The 21,689-nt window shown below is 69.4% G+C and carries 21 protein-coding genes; 13 read left to right on the top strand and 8 right to left on the bottom strand.

The window, feature by feature from the left end; genetic code table 11:
- Nucleotides 1-147: carboxyl transferase domain-containing protein (locus AB0D12_RS31050; protein WP_362687761.1), on the top strand; the 147-nt coding region annotated here is incomplete at its 5' end.
- A gap of 126 nt (nt 148-273) precedes the next feature.
- Nucleotides 274-1,263, top strand: a complete 990-nt coding sequence (gene speB / locus AB0D12_RS31045) for an agmatinase (protein ID WP_362690079.1) — start codon at nt 274-276, stop codon at nt 1,261-1,263.
- Between the two features lie 211 nt (nt 1,264-1,474).
- Here speB and AB0D12_RS31040 read toward each other — a convergent pair whose 3' ends face one another.
- The gene (locus AB0D12_RS31040; RefSeq protein ID WP_362690076.1) at nt 1,475-1,969 is read right to left on the bottom strand and encodes a DUF1453 domain-containing protein; all 495 of its coding nucleotides are present in this window, start codon (nt 1,967-1,969) and stop codon (nt 1,475-1,477) included.
- Between the two features lie 82 nt (nt 1,970-2,051).
- Between AB0D12_RS31040 and AB0D12_RS31035 the strand changes: the two genes are divergently transcribed.
- Nucleotides 2,052-2,693 (top strand): TetR family transcriptional regulator C-terminal domain-containing protein, encoded by a 642-nt coding sequence (locus AB0D12_RS31035; RefSeq protein ID WP_362690073.1) that lies wholly within the window; start codon nt 2,052-2,054, stop codon nt 2,691-2,693.
- 58 nt (nt 2,694-2,751) lie between these two features.
- Here AB0D12_RS31035 and AB0D12_RS31030 read toward each other — a convergent pair whose 3' ends face one another.
- Complete coding sequence (locus AB0D12_RS31030) at nt 2,752-3,987, bottom strand: MFS transporter (protein ID WP_362690070.1); 1,236 nt, start codon at nt 3,985-3,987, stop codon at nt 2,752-2,754.
- A gap of 114 nt (nt 3,988-4,101) precedes the next feature.
- On the bottom strand, nt 4,102-5,313 hold the full coding sequence (locus AB0D12_RS31025; RefSeq protein ID WP_362690067.1) for an ATP-grasp domain-containing protein: 1,212 nt from the start codon (nt 5,311-5,313) through the stop codon (nt 4,102-4,104).
- Nucleotides 5,314-5,918: 605 nt separating this feature from the next.
- On the opposite strand from AB0D12_RS31025, the gene ectB reads away from it, so the two are divergent.
- The 10 genes from ectB to AB0D12_RS30975 all read left to right on the top strand — a co-directional run bounded on the left by ectB (nt 5,919) and on the right by AB0D12_RS30975 (nt 15,597).
- A complete protein-coding gene (gene ectB / locus AB0D12_RS31020) occupies nt 5,919-7,223 on the top strand; it encodes a diaminobutyrate--2-oxoglutarate transaminase (RefSeq protein ID WP_362690064.1) in 1,305 nt (434 codons plus the stop codon).
- Nucleotides 7,204-8,157: a hypothetical protein gene (locus AB0D12_RS31015; protein ID WP_362690061.1), complete on the top strand. Its 954-nt coding sequence runs from the start codon at nt 7,204-7,206 to the stop codon at nt 8,155-8,157. The genes ectB and AB0D12_RS31015 overlap by 20 nt, the downstream gene beginning before the upstream one ends.
- Nucleotides 8,150-9,187, top strand: coding sequence for a pyridoxal-phosphate dependent enzyme (locus AB0D12_RS31010; RefSeq protein WP_362690058.1), 1,038 nt, complete (start codon nt 8,150-8,152; stop codon nt 9,185-9,187). Before AB0D12_RS31015 ends, AB0D12_RS31010 begins: the two co-directional genes overlap by 8 nt.
- A gap of 58 nt (nt 9,188-9,245) precedes the next feature.
- On the top strand, nt 9,246-10,103 hold the full coding sequence (locus AB0D12_RS31005) for an SDR family oxidoreductase (RefSeq protein ID WP_362690055.1): 858 nt from the start codon (nt 9,246-9,248) through the stop codon (nt 10,101-10,103).
- A gap of 193 nt (nt 10,104-10,296) precedes the next feature.
- Complete coding sequence (locus AB0D12_RS31000) at nt 10,297-10,800, top strand: hypothetical protein (protein ID WP_362690052.1); 504 nt, start codon at nt 10,297-10,299, stop codon at nt 10,798-10,800.
- Between the two features lie 42 nt (nt 10,801-10,842).
- Nucleotides 10,843-11,373, top strand: a complete 531-nt coding sequence (locus AB0D12_RS30995) for a hypothetical protein (RefSeq protein WP_362690049.1) — start codon at nt 10,843-10,845, stop codon at nt 11,371-11,373.
- Nucleotides 11,363-12,556 (top strand): MAB_1171c family putative transporter, encoded by a 1,194-nt coding sequence (locus AB0D12_RS30990; protein ID WP_362690046.1) that lies wholly within the window; start codon nt 11,363-11,365, stop codon nt 12,554-12,556. The genes AB0D12_RS30995 and AB0D12_RS30990 overlap by 11 nt, the downstream gene beginning before the upstream one ends.
- Before the next feature lie 183 nt (nt 12,557-12,739).
- Nucleotides 12,740-13,762, top strand: a complete 1,023-nt coding sequence (locus AB0D12_RS30985) for a LuxR C-terminal-related transcriptional regulator (RefSeq protein WP_362690043.1) — start codon at nt 12,740-12,742, stop codon at nt 13,760-13,762.
- A 51-nt stretch (nt 13,763-13,813) separates the two neighbouring features.
- Entirely contained in the window at nt 13,814-14,410 is a 597-nt protein-coding gene (locus AB0D12_RS30980) for a cupin domain-containing protein (protein ID WP_362690040.1), read from the top strand.
- Nucleotides 14,411-14,646: 236 nt separating this feature from the next.
- Nucleotides 14,647-15,597, top strand: a complete 951-nt coding sequence (locus tag AB0D12_RS30975; protein WP_362690037.1) for a DMT family transporter — start codon at nt 14,647-14,649, stop codon at nt 15,595-15,597.
- Nucleotides 15,598-15,723: 126 nt separating this feature from the next.
- Here AB0D12_RS30975 and AB0D12_RS30970 read toward each other — a convergent pair whose 3' ends face one another.
- The 5 genes from AB0D12_RS30970 to AB0D12_RS30950 all read right to left on the bottom strand — a co-directional run bounded on the left by AB0D12_RS30970 (nt 15,724) and on the right by AB0D12_RS30950 (nt 21,591).
- The gene (locus AB0D12_RS30970; RefSeq protein WP_362690034.1) at nt 15,724-15,876 is read right to left on the bottom strand and encodes a (2Fe-2S)-binding protein; all 153 of its coding nucleotides are present in this window, start codon (nt 15,874-15,876) and stop codon (nt 15,724-15,726) included.
- 1 nt (nt 15,877) lies between these two features.
- On the bottom strand, nt 15,878-17,644 hold the full coding sequence (locus tag AB0D12_RS30965; RefSeq protein WP_362690031.1) for an AMP-binding protein: 1,767 nt from the start codon (nt 17,642-17,644) through the stop codon (nt 15,878-15,880).
- A 42-nt stretch (nt 17,645-17,686) separates the two neighbouring features.
- A complete protein-coding gene (locus AB0D12_RS30960) occupies nt 17,687-19,684 on the bottom strand; it encodes an FAD/NAD(P)-binding protein (protein WP_362690028.1) in 1,998 nt (665 codons plus the stop codon).
- A gap of 129 nt (nt 19,685-19,813) precedes the next feature.
- Complete coding sequence (locus tag AB0D12_RS30955) at nt 19,814-21,097, bottom strand: methylaspartate mutase (protein WP_362690025.1); 1,284 nt, start codon at nt 21,095-21,097, stop codon at nt 19,814-19,816.
- Nucleotides 21,094-21,591 carry a cobalamin B12-binding domain-containing protein gene (locus AB0D12_RS30950; RefSeq protein ID WP_362690022.1) on the bottom strand — a complete coding sequence of 166 codons (498 nt, stop codon included), beginning with the start codon at nt 21,589-21,591 and terminating at the stop codon, nt 21,094-21,096. The genes AB0D12_RS30955 and AB0D12_RS30950 overlap by 4 nt, the downstream gene beginning before the upstream one ends.
- Between the last annotated feature and the right edge of the window lie 98 nt (nt 21,592-21,689).

The following is a 21,689-nucleotide window of genomic DNA, read 5'->3' as shown; positions in this document are numbered from 1 at the left end:
CACCCCTACTACGCCGCGGAGCGCGGCCTGGTCGACGACGTCATCGACCCGTCCGAGACGCGCGAGGTGCTGATCGCATCCCTCGCCATGCTCCGCACCAAGCACGCCGACCTGCCGTCGCGCAAGCACGGCAACCCCCCGCAGTAACCCACCAGGTCCGCTCGCACCCCCACGTATCCGACCCGCCCGAGCGGGTCCGGCGTCCCTGAACGCCCCCTGTGGTCCCGCCCAGGCTCCGGGCCGCCGTACTCATGGAAAGGCACTGATCGCACCATGACCGCCCACCCCAACGGAGTGACCCCGCCGCTGCCGCCGACGGAGACCGACCGGACGCTGCACTTCGCGGGCCCCGCGACGTTCGGCCGCGTCCCGCGGCTCGACCAGGTGGAGAAGACGGACATTGCCGTGGTCGGCGTGCCTTTCGACAGCGGCGTCACCTATCGGCCGGGCGCCCGCTTCGGCGGCAACGCCATCCGGGAGGCGTCCCGCACCCTGCGCCCCTACAACCCGGCGCAGAACGTCTACCCGTTCCACTACAGCCAGGTCGCGGACGCCGGCGACATCAGCGCCAACCCCTTCGACCTGAACGACGCCGTGGAGACGATCGAGGCGGCCGCCGACGACCTGCTCTCCAGCGGCGCCCGTCTGATGACCCTGGGCGGCGACCACACCATCGCCCTGCCGATGCTGCGTGCCGTGGCGAAGAAGCACGGTCCCGTCGCCGTCCTGCACTTCGACGCCCATCTGGACACCTGGGACGACTACTTCGGGCAGCAGTACACCCACGGCATGCCTTTCCGCCGCGCCGTGGAGGAGGGCATCCTCGACACTTCCGCCCTCTCCCACGTCGGCACCCGCGGCCCGATCTACGGCAAGAAGGATCTCGACGACGACGAGAAGCTGGGCTTCGGCATCGTCACCTCGGCCGATGTAATGCGGCGCGGTGTGGACGAGGTGGCCCAGCAGTTGCGCGAGCGCGTCGGCGACCGTCCCCTCTACATCTCCATCGACATCGACGTCCTGGACCCGGCGCACGCCCCGGGCACCGGCACTCCGGAGGCAGGCGGCCTCACCTCCCGCGAGCTGCTGGAGATCCTGCGGGGGCTCGCCGACTGCCACCTGGTCTCCGCCGACATCGTGGAGGTCGCTCCGGCCTACGACCACGCCGACATCACCTCGGTGGCCGCGTCCCACGCGGCCTATGAGCTGATCACCATCATGTCCAAGCAGATGGCCCCGGTCCGCTGGGGTGCGGCGCAGTAACCACCGTCGTGCCGGAAGCCGGAAGCCGGAAGCTCCACCGTCACCCCACGGCCCGGGGGGCGTGCCTGGCTGTGTTGGTCAATGCCTCGCGCGTCGGTCTGCACCAGCAGACGTGGCACGCATTACCAGGTCGACTTACCCCGCCATAACAATGGGCCCGGAGACAGTCACTGTCTCCGGGCCACCGTCATGCTGTCGTGCTGTGCGGCTGTCAGATGCGTGGCCTCTCGAAGCGCGGCTTCTCGGGCGCGAAGGGGACTCCCGTGGACAGTCCCCGGGCGCCGACGACCAGCGCCTCGCCCAGGAATCCGACGCCGATGGAGAGGTTGATGGGCCGTGCCTCCGCCTGCATGCCCATGTGCACCGCGAGGAAGCCGAAGGCGGCCATCACCGCAAGGGACCCGATGATGACGAGGAACGTCCTACCGGTGTAGCGCTGGTAGAGGATTCCATCCTTGGGGTAGACCTGGATGGTGGCGCCACGCACCGCGCCGAGCCCGATACCGAGCAGTGAACCGACGATGACCCAGCCGAGGTCCGTACCGGTCAGTCCCTTCACTTCGGTCAGAGCCCAGATCCCGAGGCCGGTGAGCACCAGCGGTGGTGCGAACAGATCCCGGGCGTTGAGCGGTTCGCCCATCAGTCGCTTGATCACCACCGCGACCGCCCCGACGGCGATGATCGTTACGAGTAACCATGTGTCCACCACTGCACCCCTTTGTTCCCGGCCTGTCCGTGCCCCCGCAGGGCGTGAAGTTAATTTAGCGCGGCCGTGCTATAACAGCAACATGCCAAGAGTCGTCGTAGCCGAAACCCGGCGCCAAGATGTCGCGCAGGCCGTTCTCCGCATCGTGGGCAGGGAAGGTCTGGAAAGCGCCTCACTGCGTAACGTCGCCCAGGAGGCCGGGCTGGCCATCGGTTCCGTGAGGCACTACTTCGCCAGCCAGACCGAGTTGATGATTTTTACGATGGAGGAGCTGCGGCGGCGCATCGACGGCCGGATCCGCAGCCATGCCGAGCAGCTCCTCGACCCTGGCGCGAGCATCGACCGCCGTACCCGCACCGAGGAACTGTTCGCCGAATTCCTTCCCCTCGACGAGACCCGTCGCGAAGAGGCGGTGCTCTGGCTGGCGTTCATCACCGCTGCGCGCACCCGCCCGGAACTCCGGCCCTGCGCACGCCGGATGTATGAGGAGGCGCGCGAGCTGATCGCGCGCGTGCTGCACGAGGCCCAGCGGTCCGGTGGTGTCCCCGGTGATCTCGACATCGCACTGGAGACCCATCGGCTGGCCGCGCTCCTGGACGGTCTGACCCTCGGCGGAGTGCTCCATCCCGATCAGGTGGCGCCCGATGCCGCGCGCGCGATTCTCCATCGCCATCTGCGTACCCTCGTGGATCCTGACCAGGGTCGTGCGACAGGTCATCCATAGCCGGTGACACCCGGGGGCGGCCCCCGGGCTCGCCCGATCCGGCGCGGTGTGGAAAGGGTCAGGCGGTTCCGGGAACCGACGCACGTCGTGACGCGAGAGCCGCACCGGCGGCCAACGCCGCACTCTGGGCGGCCAGCACCAGCCAGAACACCGGCGTACCTGCTCCTTGCGGGTCTGCTGTCACGGCGTAGAGCTGTCCGCCCATGGCTCCGCTGGCAAGGGCACCCAGGCCCTCCGCCATACGCACCGTGCCCACGGCCGCGGCCGGTCGGTCCGGCAGTTGGTCCAGGGCCGTCAGGTCGCACTTGAGGAAGATGATCACTTCGCCGAGTGACACGAACACCGTCCCCGCGAAGACGCCCACCAGTCCGCAGACGCCGACCAGAGCCAATCCCGCTCCGAAGAGGGCGAAGGAGGCAACGGTCGCCGTACGGAAACGGAGCCGGCCGATCCAACCGGAGGCAAGCGGCTGGATCGTGATCACAAGGACCGTGTTCACCAGCAGGACAAGGCTGAAGGCGCCCGCGGAATGGCGATCCGACAGATAGACGACCAAGTAGTTCTGGAAGAACATATAGACATAGGTGCCGAACGCGCCGACCAGCATGGGCGGCTTGAGCAGAGCCCTGGCAAGCACTTCCCTGCGCTCGTCGGGAGAGCGTGGCACCGGACGGTCGGGTGCCAGGAGCACCGCATGGGCGACGGCCACACCCGTGAACACGGCAGTGACACACACGAAGACCGGCACCGGCGCGGTCATGATGAACAGTCCCGAGATCAGTGGACCCACCGCCATGCCGCTGTTCTGCGCCGAGTTGGTCAGCGACAGCACCAGCGGACGGCGGTCCGGGCCGGCTTCTTGGACCACGTACGCCTTGTTGGCCGGGGTGTAGAGCGCGTCACCCGCAGCGGTCAGCAGGAGCGCGGCCACGGCCAGTGCGGGTGCGCCCGGTGAAAGTGCGAAGAGCAGAAAGCCGCCGGCCCGCACCGTCAGCCCGGCGAGCATGGTGCGGCGCAGTCCGGCGCGTTCCGCCACGATGCCGCCCACCATGCCACCGGAGAACTGCACCAGCGACGCCGCACCGATCACCAGGCCCACCACGCTCATGGAGAAGCCCAGGCGTTGGCGGAGGAAGACGGACATGAAGGGCAGCACCATGAAGCTGCCCAGGGGCAGTAGGAAGGAGGAGACCAGGAAGAACTTCAGACGTGGGGTCAGTACGGGGCGGCGTGGCGAGTGACCCGGCTCGGCGGCTGCTTGCGGTTCCGTACAAGGGGTGCCAGATGTGGCCATCGTCGAGCTCCGCCCAGTAGTCGTCAGGGATAGGTGTCACGGACCGCCCCTCTTTGCCGCGGACGCCTCGTCCTGCGCGGGAAAAGGGGCCGTCGTCGGAGGGGGCGGCTGTCGTCAGATGACGCGGGGGCGCACGAGCCGGGCTGCCGCCGCCGCGTTGTGCATGGCGAGTTCCGCCGTGGGGCCCTCGGCCACGATGGACCCGAGACTGCCCCGCCAGTCGGTCAGAGAGTCGACGGTCTCTCCGTGGGAGCGTGCCGAGCAGAGGCGGGGCGAGCCGGGGTGGCCGGCCAGGCGGTCTTCTCCGTCGAAGCCGTCGAACACGCCGGTCCGGTCGGCCATGAGGTCGACCTCGGCCATACCGCGCACCGCGACCAGGGGCGCGTCGAGCAGGGCGGGGCGCCGCCCGAGGGCCATGTCGAAGAAGGCCTCGTAGATATTGGTCTCGTACGCGTCGCAGATCAGCTCGCCGATCATGCCGCCGCCCAGCCGCGGGTTGATCTCGACGATCTCGTAGCCGTCGTCGGTGATGATGAACTCGGTGTGGGAGAAGCCGCGGTATGCGATGCCGTTCAGGACCGAGGAGATCCAGCCGGCCAGCTCGGCGGCCTGCGGCTCGGGGAACGCGACGGGAAACGCCTCGCCCTCCTCCCGGAAGTGCGGCAGCGGCGACAGCAGCCGGCTGCTGATGCCGAGCAACCGGGTCTCGCCGTCCCAGCTCAGGGTCTCGGCGCTGTACAGCGGCCCGGAGAAGTACGGCTCGGCGGTGAGCACCCCGCCCCGCAGGCGGCCGGTGCGGGCGGCGTCGAGAATGCCCGGCACATCGTCGGGGCCCTGCGCGATCCATACCCCTTCGCTTCCAGTACCCGACGCGTCCTTCAGCACGGCGGGGTACGTCAGCATGCCCGTGGCGGCCAGGACATCGGCGGCGAACGGGTCCACGGTCACCTGGGACGCCCGCGACAGGCCCATCATGTACAGGTACCGGCGCAGCGCCCCCTTGTCCCGGACGAGACGCACGGCGTCGGAGGGCTGGGCCGCCAGACCGAGTTCGGCCGCCACCTCCAGAGAGACCAGGCTGCAGACGTCCGTGGTGCTGATGAGGCCGGCCAGTCCGTCGATCGCCCGCAGTTCCTTCGCCACGCACGTGGGGTCGGATGTGTCGACATCGTGAATGACCAGGGAGCCAGGGGCGCTTCGCCGTAACCCGAAGGCGTATTCGGTGCGATCGGAGGTCAGCAGGTGGAGGGTCAGGCCCCGCTCGACGGCGGCTGTGACCGCCCTGGCGAGCCCGAAGGTGAGCCATTCGAGAGCTGCGACGTGCACGCCGGATTCTCCAATCGTCAGCCTGGTTCATGAGAGAGGGAAGTGCGCCGAGTATGGCCCGGCGGCGGAACCGGCCTCCAGGGTTCACGGGGCACATGAAGCTGCAACGCAGGAAGCTGGGGGACCCCTCAGATCGCGGCCAAGACCCCGCGCCGCCCTGGGGCCGTAGGAGAGGATTCTTGGACGACGGACGGACCCGGGGGTGGTCCGCGTGTTATTCCGGAATGACTCAACTCCCGTAAATGCAGACACCAAGGGCTCATTCGCGACTCAAACGGAACCCATGCCGACCTTCAGTGCTGATCCACCTCGTTGACAGCACACCGTCCAGATGTTTGTGTGGCGGCCTGCTTGGGCGCTGCCATTGCGGTGAGGGTGAACTCCCCGGGGCTCCTGTCGGCGTCCGCCGGGCGCGCGTTCCCGTGCCTGTGAACCACTCCAGAAGTTCCGATCGGGCTCGGCCCGTGTCGGAGGAGCCCTCGTGCCCCCACCAGCCGCGACCGCGACACCGCCCACGACGCGGTCGCCGGATGCCTCGAAGACGTCCTGCCGCACTCATCCACGACGTCCTCCCACACTGATCCACCAGGTCGAAGGAGCACCGTATGCGCACCCCGTCGGCACCCTTACCCTCTCGGGCACAGCCCCCTCAACACCGACTCGAGTCGGAGGTACGGAGCTACTCCCGCAAGTTCCCCGCGGTCTTCGCGAAGGGCCGCGGAGCCTTTCTCCACGACGAGCACGGCCGGGAGTATCTCGACTTCTTCTGCGGCTCAGGAGCACTCAACTACGGCCACAACCCCCCGGCCGTGAAGGACCGTCTGCTCCACCACATCGCGTCGGACGGCTTGACCCATGGCCTCGACCTCTTCACCGTCGCCAAACGGGACTTCCTGAACGCCTTGCACGACACCGTCCTCGCCCCGCGCGGACTGGACCACAAAGTGCAGTTCTGCGGACCCACGGGCACCAACGCCGTGGAGGCGGCACTCAAACTGGCCCGCAAGGCGACGGGCCGCCGCGGTGTTGTCTCGTTCTACGGCGGCTTTCACGGTGTCTCCGCCGGCTCCCTCGCCGTCACCGGTGATCTCGCCACCCGCGCGGCCCTGGGTACCGACGCACACGGCACTGTCTTCGTGCCCTACCCCGAGGGTCCCACCGGCCCGTTCGACTCCCTGGCCTATCTGGAGCGGATGGTCGCGGACACATCCAGCGGCACACCACTCCCGGCAGCGGTCATCCTGGAAACAGTGCAGTCCGACGGCGGTATCTACTGCGCCTCCCCCGAATTCCTGTGCGAACTGCGTGAGTTCACCCGGCGGCACGGCATTGTCCTCATCGTCGACGACATCTTCGCCGGCTGTGGCCGTACCGGGGAGTTCTTCAGTTTCGAGCAGGCGCGCATCGTCCCCGATCTGATCACGCTGTCGAAGTCCATCAGCGGATACGGGCTCCCCATGTCCCTGTTGCTGATCTCCCCGGAGCTGGATGTCTGGGCACCCGGTGAGCACAGCGGCACCTTCCGGGGCAACCAACTGGCCTTCATCACGGCAACGGCCGCTCTCGAGTACTGGAGTGACGCGGAATTCCTGGGACTTCTGGCGGAGAACGCCGCCACCCTGGAGCGCTTCGGCCAGCAGGTCGTCGCCGAGCACGGACTGTCCGTCCGTGGCCGCGGGCTGGTGGTCGGCGTGGACACGGCGGACGCCGACCGGGCCCGGCGCATCCAGGAACGGTGTTTCGAGGACGGTCTGGTCCTGGAGCGCTGTGGCCGCCGCGACGAGGTGCTGCGGGTCCTGCCACCGCTCATCATCGGCCGCGAAGAACTCGTCCGCGGCCTGGACATCATCCTCTCCGCGCTGGCCACCACCGCTCCGGGAAGGGCCGGTCATGCCGCGGACCTCCGCTGACCTGCGGGAACCACGGACCCGACGCCATCCTCTCCGGGGCGCCACGCCCGGCACAGGTCCGGCCGTCCACAGCGGCGTCAGCAGGGGGACCCTCGGTGAGCTCTTCCAGGGACCGCACTGGGAGGCCGGCATCCCCCACATTTCCATTGTCTCGCTGCCAGTCGACAAGTTCAGCTGGTGCCACTTCACCGTCGACCCCGACGGCACCGAGTTCGACGCCTCCGCCCTGGACACCCGGCACAAGGCCGCCCGCGCCATGAGTCTCTTCCTGGATCGCTACGGCCTCACCATGCCTCCCGGCCGCATGACCTTCCACAGCGAACTGCCCATGGGCAAGGGCATGGCCAGCTCCACCGCGGACATCGTCGCCACCCTGCGCTGTCTCTTCCGGCTGTTCGCCCTCCCGTACGACCAGAACGCCGTCACCGGCATCCTGGGCCGGATCGAACGTGCCGACAGCGTGTTCCTCGACGAGTTCGCCCTCTATCTGAGCGCCACACAGCGAGTGGTCCGCCCTCTCGGCGCCCAGGTGGGCCTGTACGCCTGCTACATCGCCGAGGAAGGGACCGTCGACACCGAGGCGGCCGGGCCGACGCTGCTCGCCCACTACAGTCGCCTCCGCGAGGCCTACCGTGACTGCGTCGACGATCTCGTGGCGGCCTTCGCCCGCTCCGACGCCACAGCCGTCGCGGCCGCTGCCACACGCAGTGCCACCCTGTCCCAAGGCGTCATCCCCAAACGAGCCTTCGACATGCTCCGTGATCACCGCGCCGAGCTCCGGGCCGACGGACTCTTCGTGGCCCACACCGGCACGGTCATCGGATACCTCTTCCGGCGGCGCCCCGACCAGCAGGCCCATGCGGAACTCTCCGAGTTCTTCCTCGGCCTGGGCCACCAGTGCCAATTCTCGCAAGTGGGGTGGGGACATGTTTGATCACATCGCCGACGCGGTGAAACTCCCGGATCTCGTCCGGCTCGGCGACAACCTCGTGGTCGCCCGGTTCGAGACCATGAAGGTCTACTCGGCGCTCGCGGCCGTCAAGCATCTGCTCGACACCGGCCGTGTGCGCCCCGGCGACACGCTGATGGACAGCTCCAGCGGGACCTACGCCTACTCGTTGGCTCTGGCCTGTCACAAGTACGGCATGAAGTGCCGCATTGTCTGTTCCACCAAGGTCGATCCGTCCGTCGTGGTCCAACTGGAACTGCTGGGGGCCGAGGTGGATCAGGTGCCCATCCCGCCCGGACCCCTCGTCGACAAGATGGACCTGGAGGTACGCCTCGAGCGCGTCCACGAGCTGCTCGCCGAACGAGACGACGTGTACTGGATGCAGCAGTACCACGAGGACTACCACTACCTCGGCTACCGCGACTGCGCCCGGCTCATCCACCAGCAGTTCGGCGATGTGCCGCTCACGCTCGTCGGCGGGGTCGGGTCCGGCGCCTCGACCGGCGCACTCACCACCTACCTCCGTGAGGTACGGCCCGAGACCGAACTCGTCGGCGTCCAGCCCTTCGAAAGCGTCACCTTCGGCAGCGAGCCCGTCGAGGACCCCGTGGCCAGCATCTCCGGTATCGGCAGCCCGGTGCACTTCCGGAACGTGCGCCATGCCCTGTACGACCGCATTCACTGGATCGCGCACGAGCAGGCCATCTCCGCCACGGTGCGGCTCTACCGTGAGCACGGTGTGTTCGGGGGGATGTCCTCCGGCTGCGCCTACCTCGCCGCCGCGTGGGAAGCCCGTTTCGGCACCGGCCGCCAGTACGTCTTCATCGCGGCCGACACGGGCCATCGCTACATGGACACCGTCTACCGCAGGCACGCCACGGTCGCCCCCATCACCGGACTCGAACCCAAGACCATCGACGACCTCGCCGACCTCGCCCTGCCCTGGTCGGTCATGGACTGGCACCGCCGCCCGTACCGGGTGGCCCGGGGAGGGGCAGCCGCGATGACCGGTTGAGAAGCGGGCGCGCATACGATCATGGAGACCGTACGGACCACTTGGAAGGCCAACAGACATGGCGGACAAGCGCGTTGTCATCATCACCGGCGGGGGAACGGGTATCGGTGCCGCCACCGCCCGGCTGCTGCGCGCGAGTGGGCACCACGTGGTCGTCTCGGGGCGGCGACCCGATCCGCTGCGTCGCCTCGCGGAGGAGACCGGAGCTCTGGCCCACCCGGCCGACATCGGTGACCCCGACGCCGTGCGCGGTCTCGTGGACGCCGCAGTGGCCGCGTACGGCCGGCTCGACGGGCTCGTGCTCAACGCGGGCATCGGGCGTGGCGGCGGTGTGGGTGAGCTGTCGGTCGAGGACTGGGAGGCCGTGATGCGTACCAACCTCACCGGTCCGTTCCTTCTGCAGCGCGCCGCGCTCCCGCACTTGCTGGAGGCACGGGGCTCGGTCGTCGCTGTCGCCTCGGTGTCCGCGCTGCGCAACGGCGTGGGCAACGCCGCGTACGCGACGTCCAAGGCCGCTCTGCTCCAGCTCTGCCGATCCCTGGCCGTCGACTACGGGCCGCGCGGCGTACGGGCCAACACCGTGTGCCCGAGCTGGGTGCGCACCGATATGGCCGACCGGCGGATGACACGTTTCGCCGACGAGGCGGGCCTGGTCGGTGGCGACGCGGGGGAGGGCGGCACCGATGCGGGCGAGCGCGGCATCGATGCGGCGTACGAGATGGCGACCCGGCTCATTCCCGCGCGCCGCCCCGGCGAGCCGCGCGAGGTCGCCGAGGCCATCGCGTGGCTCCTCTCTCCCGCCGCTTCCTTCGTCAACGGAGCGGTGCTCACGGTGGACGGCGGTGTGACGGCCGTCGACCCCGGGACCGTCGCGTTCGACTTCCACGTCGAACCGCGCACCTCGCGCCCGGAATAGTGCGCGCGGACAGTGCGCCGGGAACAGTGAACCGGGGCCCGGGGCGCTTTCGAGCCGGGGGCGGGCCGCTACGTCTTGAAGGTAGCTCGTCAACGTGGGCGGGTGATCATATGGTGATGGGGGTGGTACTCGTTCGTGTCAGCGGAGGGGGCCGGCGGGATGCCGTTCCGACATGGAAGGAACACAGACGAGCATGAGCGGATCTCAGTCCAGACGCTCGGGTCCGCCCTGCGAGCGGAAGATCGACCAGCGGCTGACCACGCTGATCGCCGCGCTCTACCCCGACGAGCGTCGACGGCCCGGGTACGCGAAGCTCGCCCAGGAGATACGGGAGACCACCGGACGGGCGATCTCCGGCACCTACTTGTGGGAACTCGCCACAGGCAAGAAGTCCAACGTCACACTCGACCATCTTGAGGCGCTCGCCGAGTTCTTCGGTGTTCCCGTCGAGTACTTCGTCAACGAGGGGGTGGCCAACAAGGTCAACGCCCAGTTGGCGCTTGCCTCGGCGCTGGGCGACGCCCAGGTGCGGAACCTGGCGCTGCGGGCGAACGGGCTCTCCACAGCGAGTCTCGACGCGCTGCTGGCGATGGTGGACGAAGTCCGCCGACTTCAGGACCTCACACGGATCGACGGGCAGGATCACGCCCAGGAGGACGTGGCCTCCGGGCCCGACCCTCGAGGCCCGCAGCGCTGACGACGCAGTCACCGCCGGAAAAGGAACACGGGGGCACACCGCATGCCGGCCAGGTACGTCAAGCTCCGTCGGCGTTGCGAGGCGCTACTGGAACAGCTCGACCCGCCTCGCCCGTTCTCCCTCGACCTGCTCCGCCAGAGACTGGAAGCGCAACGGGGACGCACACTGCACCTCCATCCGCTGCCGCTCCAGGCAGCGACGGCGGGGGCCTGTGGTCTGTGGCTGGCCACCAGCACCGACGACCACATCTTCTTCGAGCAGCAGACGACCCGCTCGCACCAGGAACACATCGTGCTCCACGAGATCGGGCACATGCTCTTCGACCATCACTCCGTCGGGGCCGACGAGTTCGGTGGCCTGACCACGCTTCTTCCCGATCTGAGCCCCCGGCTGATCGAACGCCTCCTCGGGCGTACCGACTACACCACGCGGGAGGAGCAGGAGGCCGAGATGTTCGCCAGTGTGTTGGGCACCTGGCAGGGGCGGTTGCGGGGTGGGGACCCGGCGGGCACGGTCGGCTCCCCGAACCCGCTGGAAGCGGCGCTGGGCGTCGGAACATCACGTGATCGCTGAGTGGGTCGTCCTCGGCCGCCGACTGGAAACCGTCGCGGTCGTGGTCCTGTGGATCGCCGTGGTGCTACGGGCCCCTTCGACGGTCCGTCTGCCCCGGCAGCGCGGGCTGTGGCTGGCGGTGGCGACCGCGGCCGCGGCCATGACGCTCAGCCTCGTCACCGGGTGTCTGGTCCGGCGAACCGGTGAATCGTTCCATGTCCTCAGCCTGCTGACGAACCTCTTCGGGGTCGTCTCGGCGAGCGCTGTGCTGGACTTCGTCGTCACCGCGACCGGCAGTGGCCGCAGATACCGGAACGCCCTGTATTTCATGACGGTTGGTGTCATCCTCGCGCTGGTCGTCGAGGACCGCCTCGCGCCTTCCCACGCCGAGCACGGCATCGAGCACATGGGCTCCTGCCACCCCGGCCTGGCGTACTGGCTGATCCTGATAGGCGCCCATCTGACGGCCGACGCCGCCTGCGCGGCGGTGTGCGGCCGCTACAGCCGCCGCAGCGACAACCGCGTGACGAGAACCACCCTGCGCCTCTTCGGCCTTGGGACCGCGTTCGCCGGGCTGTACTGGATCGGCCAGGGGCTTCGGCTGGCTCTTCCGGTCGACTGGGTCGCGGCGGTGCTGCCGTTCTGCATGGTTCTCCACGCACTGCTGAGAGCGTCGGCCATCACGATCCCGGTGGTCTCCGCGGCCCGTCAGACGGTGCGGCGCATCATGACGATCTGGCGGCTCTGGCCGCTCTGGTACGACCTCACCTCCCTCGTACCGCATGTCGTGCTGGACCGACGCCGCTCACGGCCGGCCGAACTCCTGCGCCCGCACGGGCCCTTCTCCCTGCTCCAGTACCGCAAGATCATCGAGATCCGCGACGCCCTTCTCGTCCTGCAGGGGTACTGCCGGCCGTCGGTCCCCGACCGGGCCCGTGCCTATCTGCGGACGGTACGAACGCCCCCCGTCAGCCATGACGCCGCGGTGCTGGCATGTGTGCTGCGCCAGGCCCGCCGCGCCATGCTGGATCATCTGCCACCGCAGCCCCTGCCGGTGGAGGCGGCCGCCTCCCGTACCGCAGACCTCCATGAGGAAACCTCGTTCCTGGTGCAGGTCGCCATGGCCTACTCCTCGCCGGTCATCCGGGATTTCGACTCGACGGAAGAGGCTGTCCGCCGTGACGGACGGGTGCCCACGGTTTAGGGAACCTCCGTTCGCCACGGTTGACGGACTCACGCGTCCGTGCGATATTAAGGACGATCGGCCATTATAAGTGACACTCTATGGTCAAGCCCTTGCCACGGACAGGGCAGCCCTTTCCTTGAGTGCCGCGCGGGAGTTCTTCCCTTACGCGGCAACGCTGTTGGACGCACCGAGGGGGAAGAGATGCAGGAAGACCTCAAGACCCGGTACCCCGATCTGTTACGGGAGACCGAAGATCTGGAGGAGCTCTACCGGCTGGCGATACGGTGCCAAGTTCTCTGTGTTTCCCAGGCGGCGGGGGAGCTCGGCTGGGACGACTCCCGAATGGACCGGGCGGTCCGGCTGCTGGTGGACGGGGAGCTCATGCGGCCGCTGGCCGACGACCGCAGCGTGCTGGTCCCCGTCGCCCCGCGCACGGCGGCCTCCCGGAGGCTTGCTCCACTGCATTCGCAGATCGCGCGCATGGAGCGCCAGTCGGAGCGAATACAGGCGGAGTTGGCTGTCTTTCAGGAAGTGCATGAACGGACGCTGCGCGAGTCCTACCTCGCGGAGCCGTTCCAGACCGTCGTGGGAGCGGACGCCATCGCCGGGGAGATCATGGCGGCCGCGGAGAACTGCGACTCCGAGATGCTGGTCGCCCGCCCCGGAGGTGGCCGCAGCGCCGCCGACGTCCTGCAGAACGCGTGGGAGCCGCCCGAATCCACGCTCAAGCGACAGGTCAGGGCGCGGACGCTGTACCAGCACTCCACCCGCTTCGACGGGCCCACGAGAAAGCGCGTGGAGCGGATCGGCAGAGCCGGCGGAGAGGTGCGCACGCTCGGTGACTCCTTCGAGCAGATGATCATTTTCGATCGTGAGCTGGCCTTCATCCCGGCGGACAGCAACCGTGACGTGGCTGTGGCCATCCGGCAGCCTGGTGTTGTCGACTTCCTGCTGGGGGTCTTCGGGCGCGCGTGGGTGAACGCCAGACCGTTCGAGAGCCAGAACCGTGCGGCGGACGTGAGCGAACTGGTCTCCAGTGTCCGGATGTCCATCATCCAACTGCTCGCGGAGGGCGAGACCGATGAGGCGATTGCCCGCCGCATCGGACTGAGCGTGCGGACCTGCCGTACCCATGTCGCCAAGATCTACCAGGAACTCGGAGCCCGCAGCCGCTGCCAGTTGGGAGTCCTCATCGCGCAGTCGGGGCTCCTCGGGCAGGGGTGAGCCGCACGGAGCCACGCCGAAGGCGCGGGCGGCGGCCTTAGGATGCGTGGCATGAGAGAGCCGGACCCCTCCACACCTACCACCGCCTCGCGGGATCCGGAACTCGGTTTCCCGCCTCCCGGCGAAGTGCTGCATCGGCTCCGCACGCACAAGGGAATGTCGCTCCGTCAAGTGGCGGCGGAGTGCGGCCTGTCCGTCTCCTTCCTGGCCGCTCTGGAGCGGGGTGAGACCGACATCGCGCTGGAGCGGCTCGGCCGCCTGGCCAAGGTGTTCGACCACGATGTCGGCTCGTTCCTGGGTTTTTCGCGGGGCCGGGCGACCCCCTCGCTCTTCCCCAGGGAGGGGCAGGAAGTACTGGACCGCGCACCGGGCGTGGTCTACCGGGTACTGCGCTCCCCGGAGCTCGGATACCAGGTGGTGACCGGGGACTTCGAGCCACACAGCGGACTCGCCGAAGACCTTCAGCACGAGGGCTCCGACCTCATCATGGTGACCAGGGGCACCCTCGTGGCCCGCTACAACGGGCTGGATCACGTGCTGGGCGCCGGGGACTGCGTCCAGTGGTCGGCGGGCCACCCGCACAGCTTCCGAAACGACACCGACGAGCCGGCCCAGCTGGTCGGGATCCTGTTCTCCAGCCTCTACTGACTCGTCGGCTCGGTCCGGCTCTCTCGTCTCCCGGCTTCGACGGCCCCACGGATGTACGTCCGTGGGGCTTCTCGCTGTCCGGGCGCAAGCGCGGGAGGGCGGACGCCTCGGGAGAGGAATGCGGACGCCTCGGGAGAGGAATGCGGGCCCCTCGGGACAGGAGGGCAGACCCCTCTCGCCCTGAGCGATATTCTGCTCTACAGTGCTTTTTATTGCACACGAGGGGAGTGTCAGCGGTGAAGAGTCCGAACCCGCCCGTCGAGAATCCCGAGTGGTCCGCGGCCCCGAGCCGTGAACCGGACGTGGCGGCCGCACGGCCCACGGCCCGACTGGCCGACCTGTCCACCCGTGCGGCGCTCGTGGTGGTCTGGAGCTCCGGGTTCATCTCCGGCAAGCTCGGTCTGCGTCACGCGGCGCCCTACACCTTCGCGTCGTTACGCTTCGCCGTCGCCGGCCTGGTACTCCTGGCTGTCGCCGGGATCCGCCGCCAACATCTGCCCCGGGGACGCAGGTTGCTGCACCTGGCCGTCGCGGGCACCCTCGTCCAAGCGGTCCAGTTCTCCAGCATCTACATGGGAATGGACCTCGGAGTGCCCTCCGGGCTCGCGGCCCTGATCATCGCGCTCTACCCGCTGACCGCGTCACTGCTGGCGGTGCCGCTGCTCCATGAGCGGGTATCGGCGGGCCAGTATCTGGGTCTGGTGCTCGGCCTCGGCGGCGTCGCCCTCGCGGTCGCCGACGGCATCCAACTGTCCGGCGGCTACCTGCTGGGGCTGGGCTTCCTCGCACTGGGGCTGCTGGGCATCTCCGTGGGCACCGTGTACCAGAAACGCTTCTGCGGACAGATGGACCCGGTCAGTGGCAATGCCGTCCAACTGCTGTCCGCCGCGGCCGTGGTGCTCGTACCCGCCCTCCTGGTCGAGGGGTGGGACGTGGACCTCACCGCCGCCTACTGGCCGGTGCTGCTGTGGAGTGCGCTGATCAACTCCATCGTCGGCGTCGGCCTGCTCTACCACCTGCTGCAGCGTCATGGGACGAGCCAGGTCAGCAGCCTGTTCTATCTGGTTCCGATGAGCACGGCAGGTCTGGGGGCCGTGCTCCTGGGGCAGCGGCTCGGCCCCCTCACCCTCGCGGGGCTCGTCCTCGCCACGGCCGGCACCCTCCTCGCCAACCGTGTCCGCCGCTGAACGGCCGGAGAGCCGGGCGCTGGGCCCGGCTCTCCCTCCTCCCCGTCGCACGTCCCGCCCGGCGCGCGAGTCGATGCGCGAGTCGATGCGCGGGCCGGTGTGCGGCCTCCGGCCCGCGTCGTACGGTCAGCGGCGGGCGGTGCGCACCGTGGTCCGCTCCTGGCAGTCGGCGATCAGGCCCTCGATGTCGTGGGCGCAGTCGCCGCAGCCGGTGTTCGCCTCCGTGGCCTCGCGCACGGCCGGCAGGTCGCGCGCTCCGCGCTCGACGGCCTCGACCACCTCACGCTCCGTGACGTGTGCGCAAAGGCACAGCAGCGGGCTCGGCTCGTCCATGTGCTTTTCCATCGAAGTCCCCTTCCCCTTCCCAGGTGTTCGGCAGTCGGTGGACCATGTCCGGTGTCTCCGGACGGTCCCGCAGCTCGGCTCGGCGGATCTTGCCGGAGGGCGTCAGAGGCAGCCGCTCGACGAATTCCAGGACGCGCACCCACTTCTCGCGGGGCAGCTCCTCGATCACACGGCGGAAGACGGCCCCGGCGCTCCCGGCGTCCCGCTCGTGGCCGGAGGCGAGGACCACGAACGCTTTCGGTTCCCACAGCCCCACCTGGTGCGGGACCGCAACGACCGCGGCGTCGGCGACCAACGGACTGTGCAGCAGCGCCCATTCGAGCTCAAGAGGCGAGATCCGGTGGTCGAACGATTTGAACATGTCGTCTGTGCGGCTGACATAGGTGAAGCCGCCGTCCTCGTGGCGCACCACCAGATCGCCCGTGTGGTAGAGGCCGTTCGCGAAGGCCCGGGCCGTGCGCTCGGGGTCGCCCGAGTAGCCCGTCATCATGCCGGCGGGACGCGGCGACAGGCGTACACACAGCTCGCCGGGCGTGCCGTCGGGCACCTCGTCGCCCGTCTCCCGGTCGATGGGCACCAGGTCATAGCCCGGCAGGGCCCATCCCATCCGTCCCGGCGCGGGCTCCCGGCCCGGGGGGTTGCCGATCTGGGCGGTGGTCTCGGTCTGTCCGAAACCGTCCCGGACCGGCAGGTCCCAGGCCTGCCGTACGGCGTGGAAGAGCGTCGGCTCCAGCGACTCCCCGACGGCGGCGGCTTCCCTCAAACGCGCCGGCCGCTCGCCCAGACCCTGACGCACCATGCCGCGCCACACCGTGGGCGGGGCGCAGAGTGTGGTGATGTTCCTCGTGCGCAGCGCGTCCAGGACCGTGTCGGGGCCCGGGCGCGGGTCGGCCAGGGCAACCACCGTGGCCTCGGCGTTCCACGGCACGAAGAACGAGCTCCAGGCGTGCTTGGCCCAGCCCGGCGCGGAGACATTCAGATGGAAGTCGCCCGGACGCACCCCGTTCCAGTACATCCCCGAGAGATGGCCGACCGGATAGCTGAGGTGGGTGTGGGTCACCATCTTCGGCCGCGAGGTGGTGCCCGAGGTGAAGTAGCAGAAGAGCGGGTCGTCGGCCAGCGACCGTCCCTGCGGGCTGAACTCGGCGGGAGCCGCGAGGGAATCGGTGTACGGCACCCAGCCGGGCCGCTGTGCGCCGACCGCGATGCGTGTCCAGTCGCCGGGGATCTCCGCCAGGCGGTCCACCAGAGCGGAGGCGGCAACGACATGCCGTACGCCCGCCCGTTCGATGCGGTCGGTCAGTTCGGCCGGTGTCGTGGTGGTGTACGTCGGGACGATCACCGCCCCGAGTTTTGTCGCGGCGAGCATCGTCTCCCACAACTCCACCCGGTTGTCGAGGAGAAGCAGCAGGGGATCCTTGCGGCGCACCCCCAGCCCCTGGAGCCAGGACGCCACCTGGTCCGAGCGGCGGGCCATGGTGTCGAACGAGAAGTCCGTGTCGCCCTCGGGCCCCACGACGCGCAGTGCGGGCCGGGCATTGCCGCGGGCCACCACGTCGAACCAGTCGAGTGCCCAGTTGAAGCGGTCCAGCCGTGGCCACTGGAACAGTCGGCGTGCCGTGTCGAGGTCGTCCCGATGGGCGAGCAGGACATCGCGCGCCTCCCGGAACGCGCGCGTGGCATCGGTGTCAGGAAGAGTCATGGATGGTGTTGCCTTTCGTGGTGGAAGCGGTACGGGGACGACCTAGCGGTTCGCGGGAGCGTCATGGCCCACGAGGACTGCCCGGGCGGCGGCGAACGGGCGCTGCTCGCGGCTTTCGCGTGCCGCTGTGAGCGGACCGAGGGCTTCCCTGGCGACGGTGTCCGCCACCTTCATGAAGTCGGTGGCCACCCCGGGGCGGCCGTTGCCGATCTGGGTGAACCAGCGCACGTGCTCCGTGGGGATGCCCAGCGCGTACAGCCCCGGATGCGCCCGCCCCTCGGCGTCGCGGACCTGGAAGGTCCCCTGGACGATGTCGAGCCCGCCGGTGGCGAACTCCGTTCCGGATGCGGCGTCGTGGTTGACGAACTCACGGATCACTCCGCCCCTCAGCAGCTGACGGGTGAGAGGCGAGCTGTCGCGTGGCAGGGCCGGAGCGGGAATGCGTGCGTCGATCAGTACGTCGGCGGCCCGTTCGGAGCCCGGCACCTGGGGGGAGTGGACCGTGAACCGGCCGGTCGCCTCGTCGGCGCCGAACCTGGTGTCCGGCCCCACGATCTCGACCAGTCCCTCCTCCATGAGCGCGATCAGTTGCTCGGTGCGGACCATGGGAGGCCCGGCGGACAGCAGGGCGTTGACGGGGGCGTAACCGCCGAGGAACGCGTCGCGATGGGACGCGGGCAGCAGGCCGCCGTAGTCGATGGCCGACCGCACGACGCCGCGCAGGTCCCGCAGGGCGTCCAGCGCGGCTTTCAGCGGACCGTCAAGTGTGCCGAGCGCGGCATCGTCGAGGTCGCGTCGCATCACGGCGAACAGGCGCTCCTGCCAATGCTCGTGGCTCGGGAAGGCCTCGCCCGCGAAGGGGCGGGCCAGCGCCCACAGGTCCAGGGCGGGGACGTCCCCCAGCCCCGCCTCCTTGAGCAGTACGGAGGTGTCGTCACCCGCCGCCAGCTTTGCCGCGTGCAGGTGGGCGAACCGCTCCGCCTCCTCGACTCCGGATGCGGCCCGCACATGCGTGGTGCAGTAGACGTGCTCGATCTCCTTGAGCAGCAGCGGCAGGATGTCCTCGTCGAAGTCGAGGCGTGTGCTGCCGGTCGCGGCCCGGCGGCGTGCCCTGGCCGCCGCGATGGCCCTCTGGGTGAGGAACCGGGCGGGATGGACATACCCGGGCTCCTTCTGGTTGCGTCCGCGCGCCGGGATGGGCAGACCGCTGCGCGAGCCGGCGACGATGCGGGGCTCGCGTCCCCCCGGCACGTACCGCAGGCGTCCGTCCCCGTCGCGGACGAACGCGCCGCCCCGGCCGACGGTCAGCGACAACAGGACGTCGTAGAAGGAGAGGCCCAGTCCGCGGATCGCCACGGTGGATCCGGGGCGCACGGCGCCGTCGAGGTCCATGTTCGCGGCCGAGTCGCCGCCGATATAACGCACCCCCGGCCGGCCCTCGGCGAATCGGAGCATGGAACGGTCGAAGCCGTCGGGGTCGTTCCTGGGATGCCCCGTCGCCAGCACGACCCGGTCGGCCGTGAGGGCCCGGGAGCCGTCCAGGGTCACCCGGTAGTCGCCCAGCGGCCCGGGCCGGATCGCCGTCACCCGCGCCCGGACGGGGATCAGGCGTACGTGGGAGGGCAGTTCGTCGGTGATCGTGCGGTAGACGAACCTCAGATAGCGCCCGTAGTCGCGGCGGGAGGCGAAGTCGTCCGGGCCGAGGGCCGGCCGGCTGTCCGCGTCCGGCGAGAAGCCGGCCAGCCACTCGTCGAGGGAGGGCCCGGCGCCGGGACGGGGCCGGCCGCCGTCGGGTTCACCGGAGAACATGGTGACCTGTCCGATGACGGTGTTCATCGTGTACCAGTCGTCCTGGTCGGTCCGCCAGACGCAGCCGGCCCCGACCTCCACGGCATCGATGGCGTAGATGCGGACGGGGCGCGGGTCCGTACCGCTGTCGCTCAGGAGGACGGCGAGGCGTTCCAGTACGGAGAGGCCCCGGGGTCCCGTGCCGACGACGGCGATGGTGTAGTCATCGTGCGGGGGTATGGGGAGGTTCACTGCGATTCTCCTTGTGCCACGAGGGTTGCGGTGTGGGCCGCACGGATCGGTAGCGGTGGGGGGACGGAGAGCGGAGGGCGGCGCGGGAGGCGTGGAGCCGCGGTACAACGCCGGTTTCGCGTCGCGCGGTCACGCCCAGGCGAGGGCGGCGCAGTCGAACGTCGACTGGACGTGGGAGAGCATGTCGATGAGGTCGTCCGCGCGGAGCCGGGAGCTCCGGGGCGGGGCTGCGGCGCGTATCGGCATGGCGCCCACGGAGAGCCACCGCAGTCGCCCGTCGCCGTCGATGTAGCTGCGGGAGCGCTGGGCGTTGTCGGCGTGCAGGCAGTACGGAACGTCCAGACAGCCGCGCGCGAAGGCTTTGACGAGGGCGGTCCCCACGTCCGGGTGGAGGTCCAGAACCGCGTCCACCAGCGTCCGGGCCTCCTCGTACACCCCGTCGTCGGCCGTCTCGCCCGGCGGCGTGGTGTCTGTGTCCGCCGCCGACCGGGCCGCCTCTTCCAATGCCCGGACGTTGTCCTCCACGGTGGGGATGCGATGGGCTTCCGCCGGGGTCTTCACGATGAGGCGTTCGACTCCCGTGCGGGCGGCGAGCGACGCGCTGTGACGCAGCAGAGCGAGCGCGCCCGCCTCGGTCCGGGGGAAGACGCCCATGTACGTGTAGAGCACGATGTGCCAGGAGGACCGGGTCAGTCTCTCCCCGCCGAGCCGGCGCAGCGCCGCGATCGCCGCCACGTCCTGGCCGAAGTCGGTCTGCTGGGCGTAGCTGAGGGAGATGTCGCGCAGTCCGTGCTGCTCGAAGAACATGCCTTCCAGGACGGCCATCGCCACCAGCAGACCCGGTGGGCACAGCTGGCCGAGCAGACAGCCGCCGAAGCTCTCCAGGTGAGCGGTGGGCGAGCGGTCGGCCAGCAGCTCGCAGCAGCGGGCCCAGGCGTCCACCGACCGCGACAGCGGAGTACGGCTGTAGGGCAGGCAGTACGAGACCGGTCCGCCCTCGGTGGCGTCGAGTCCGGAGTCGAGCAGCACCCGGAAGATGTCCAGGGGCAGCGACGAGCCGTGCCGCACCTGGACCGCGAAGTGGCGGCCGCCCAGTCCCGCGGTCAACCACCGGGCGGCAGTGGGCCCATGGGCGACGAGGGGGTAGCCGTTGAGGCTCTCGCCGTTGTCGAGCGCGCGGCGCGCGGAGCCGTGGTCCCCGACTCGGGTGTAGCTGTCCAGCGTGATGGTGCCGACGGTGCGCGACGGCACATCCCGGACCGCCTCCAGGCCACGCCGCATGGCCGGTCCGGTGGGAAATCCCATCCGGGGCTGTACGACCAGCTCACCCGCCGCCTTGGCCGCCGCGACCGCCGCGCCGAACGGCGGTGCGGCCGGCGTGAAGTCGCGAGCGCCGCGCGGAGCGCTCCTCACGCGGCCGCTCCCGCCATGACCGGTGGCGCGGCGGGCCCGCGTACGCGGGCCGGGTCCACATACGCGCGGAACTCCTCGATGGCGGCATCGCCCTCGAAAACGGCCGTGAAACCGGCGGCCAGCAGCTCGGGTCCGTACGTTCCCTCGGCCGCGCCCTCGGTACCGAGCTTGCCGCCGATGACGACGGGGAGCTCCGCGAGGTCCGGCTCCCGTCGCAGCCGGGCGATCAGCCGGCGCCCGTCGAGGAAGCCGTGGCCGTTGACGCTGCTGATCACCAGCAGGTCCGGGCGGTGGCGGCGGCACTCCTGGACAAGGAGCTCGTCCGGCACACAGGCGCCGACGTTGCGCACCTCGTGGTCCAGCTCCTCGAGCAGCAGCTGGAGATACACGAGATTCCAGGTGTGGGAATCGGACGAGACGCTGGATAAAAGGGCTCGGCGGCCTCGGCGGGACGAAGTGGTTTCCCGGTCGGATATGACCGCAGAAGAAGACATGGAGGTTCGCTCCCGTGGAATGAAGGGGGGTCGGAGGTGCTGAGTGCGGTGAATTCGTGGGGATCCGCGGGCCGTTCATGCGTACACCGCCCATAAAG

It is taken from the genome of Streptomyces sp. NPDC048479 (genome assembly GCF_040651435.1).
Taxonomy (GTDB): Bacteria; Actinomycetota; Actinomycetes; order Streptomycetales; family Streptomycetaceae; genus Streptomyces.
Note: the sequence above shows the minus strand (reverse complement) of the source record. Positions and strands in the feature narration are given on the sequence as shown.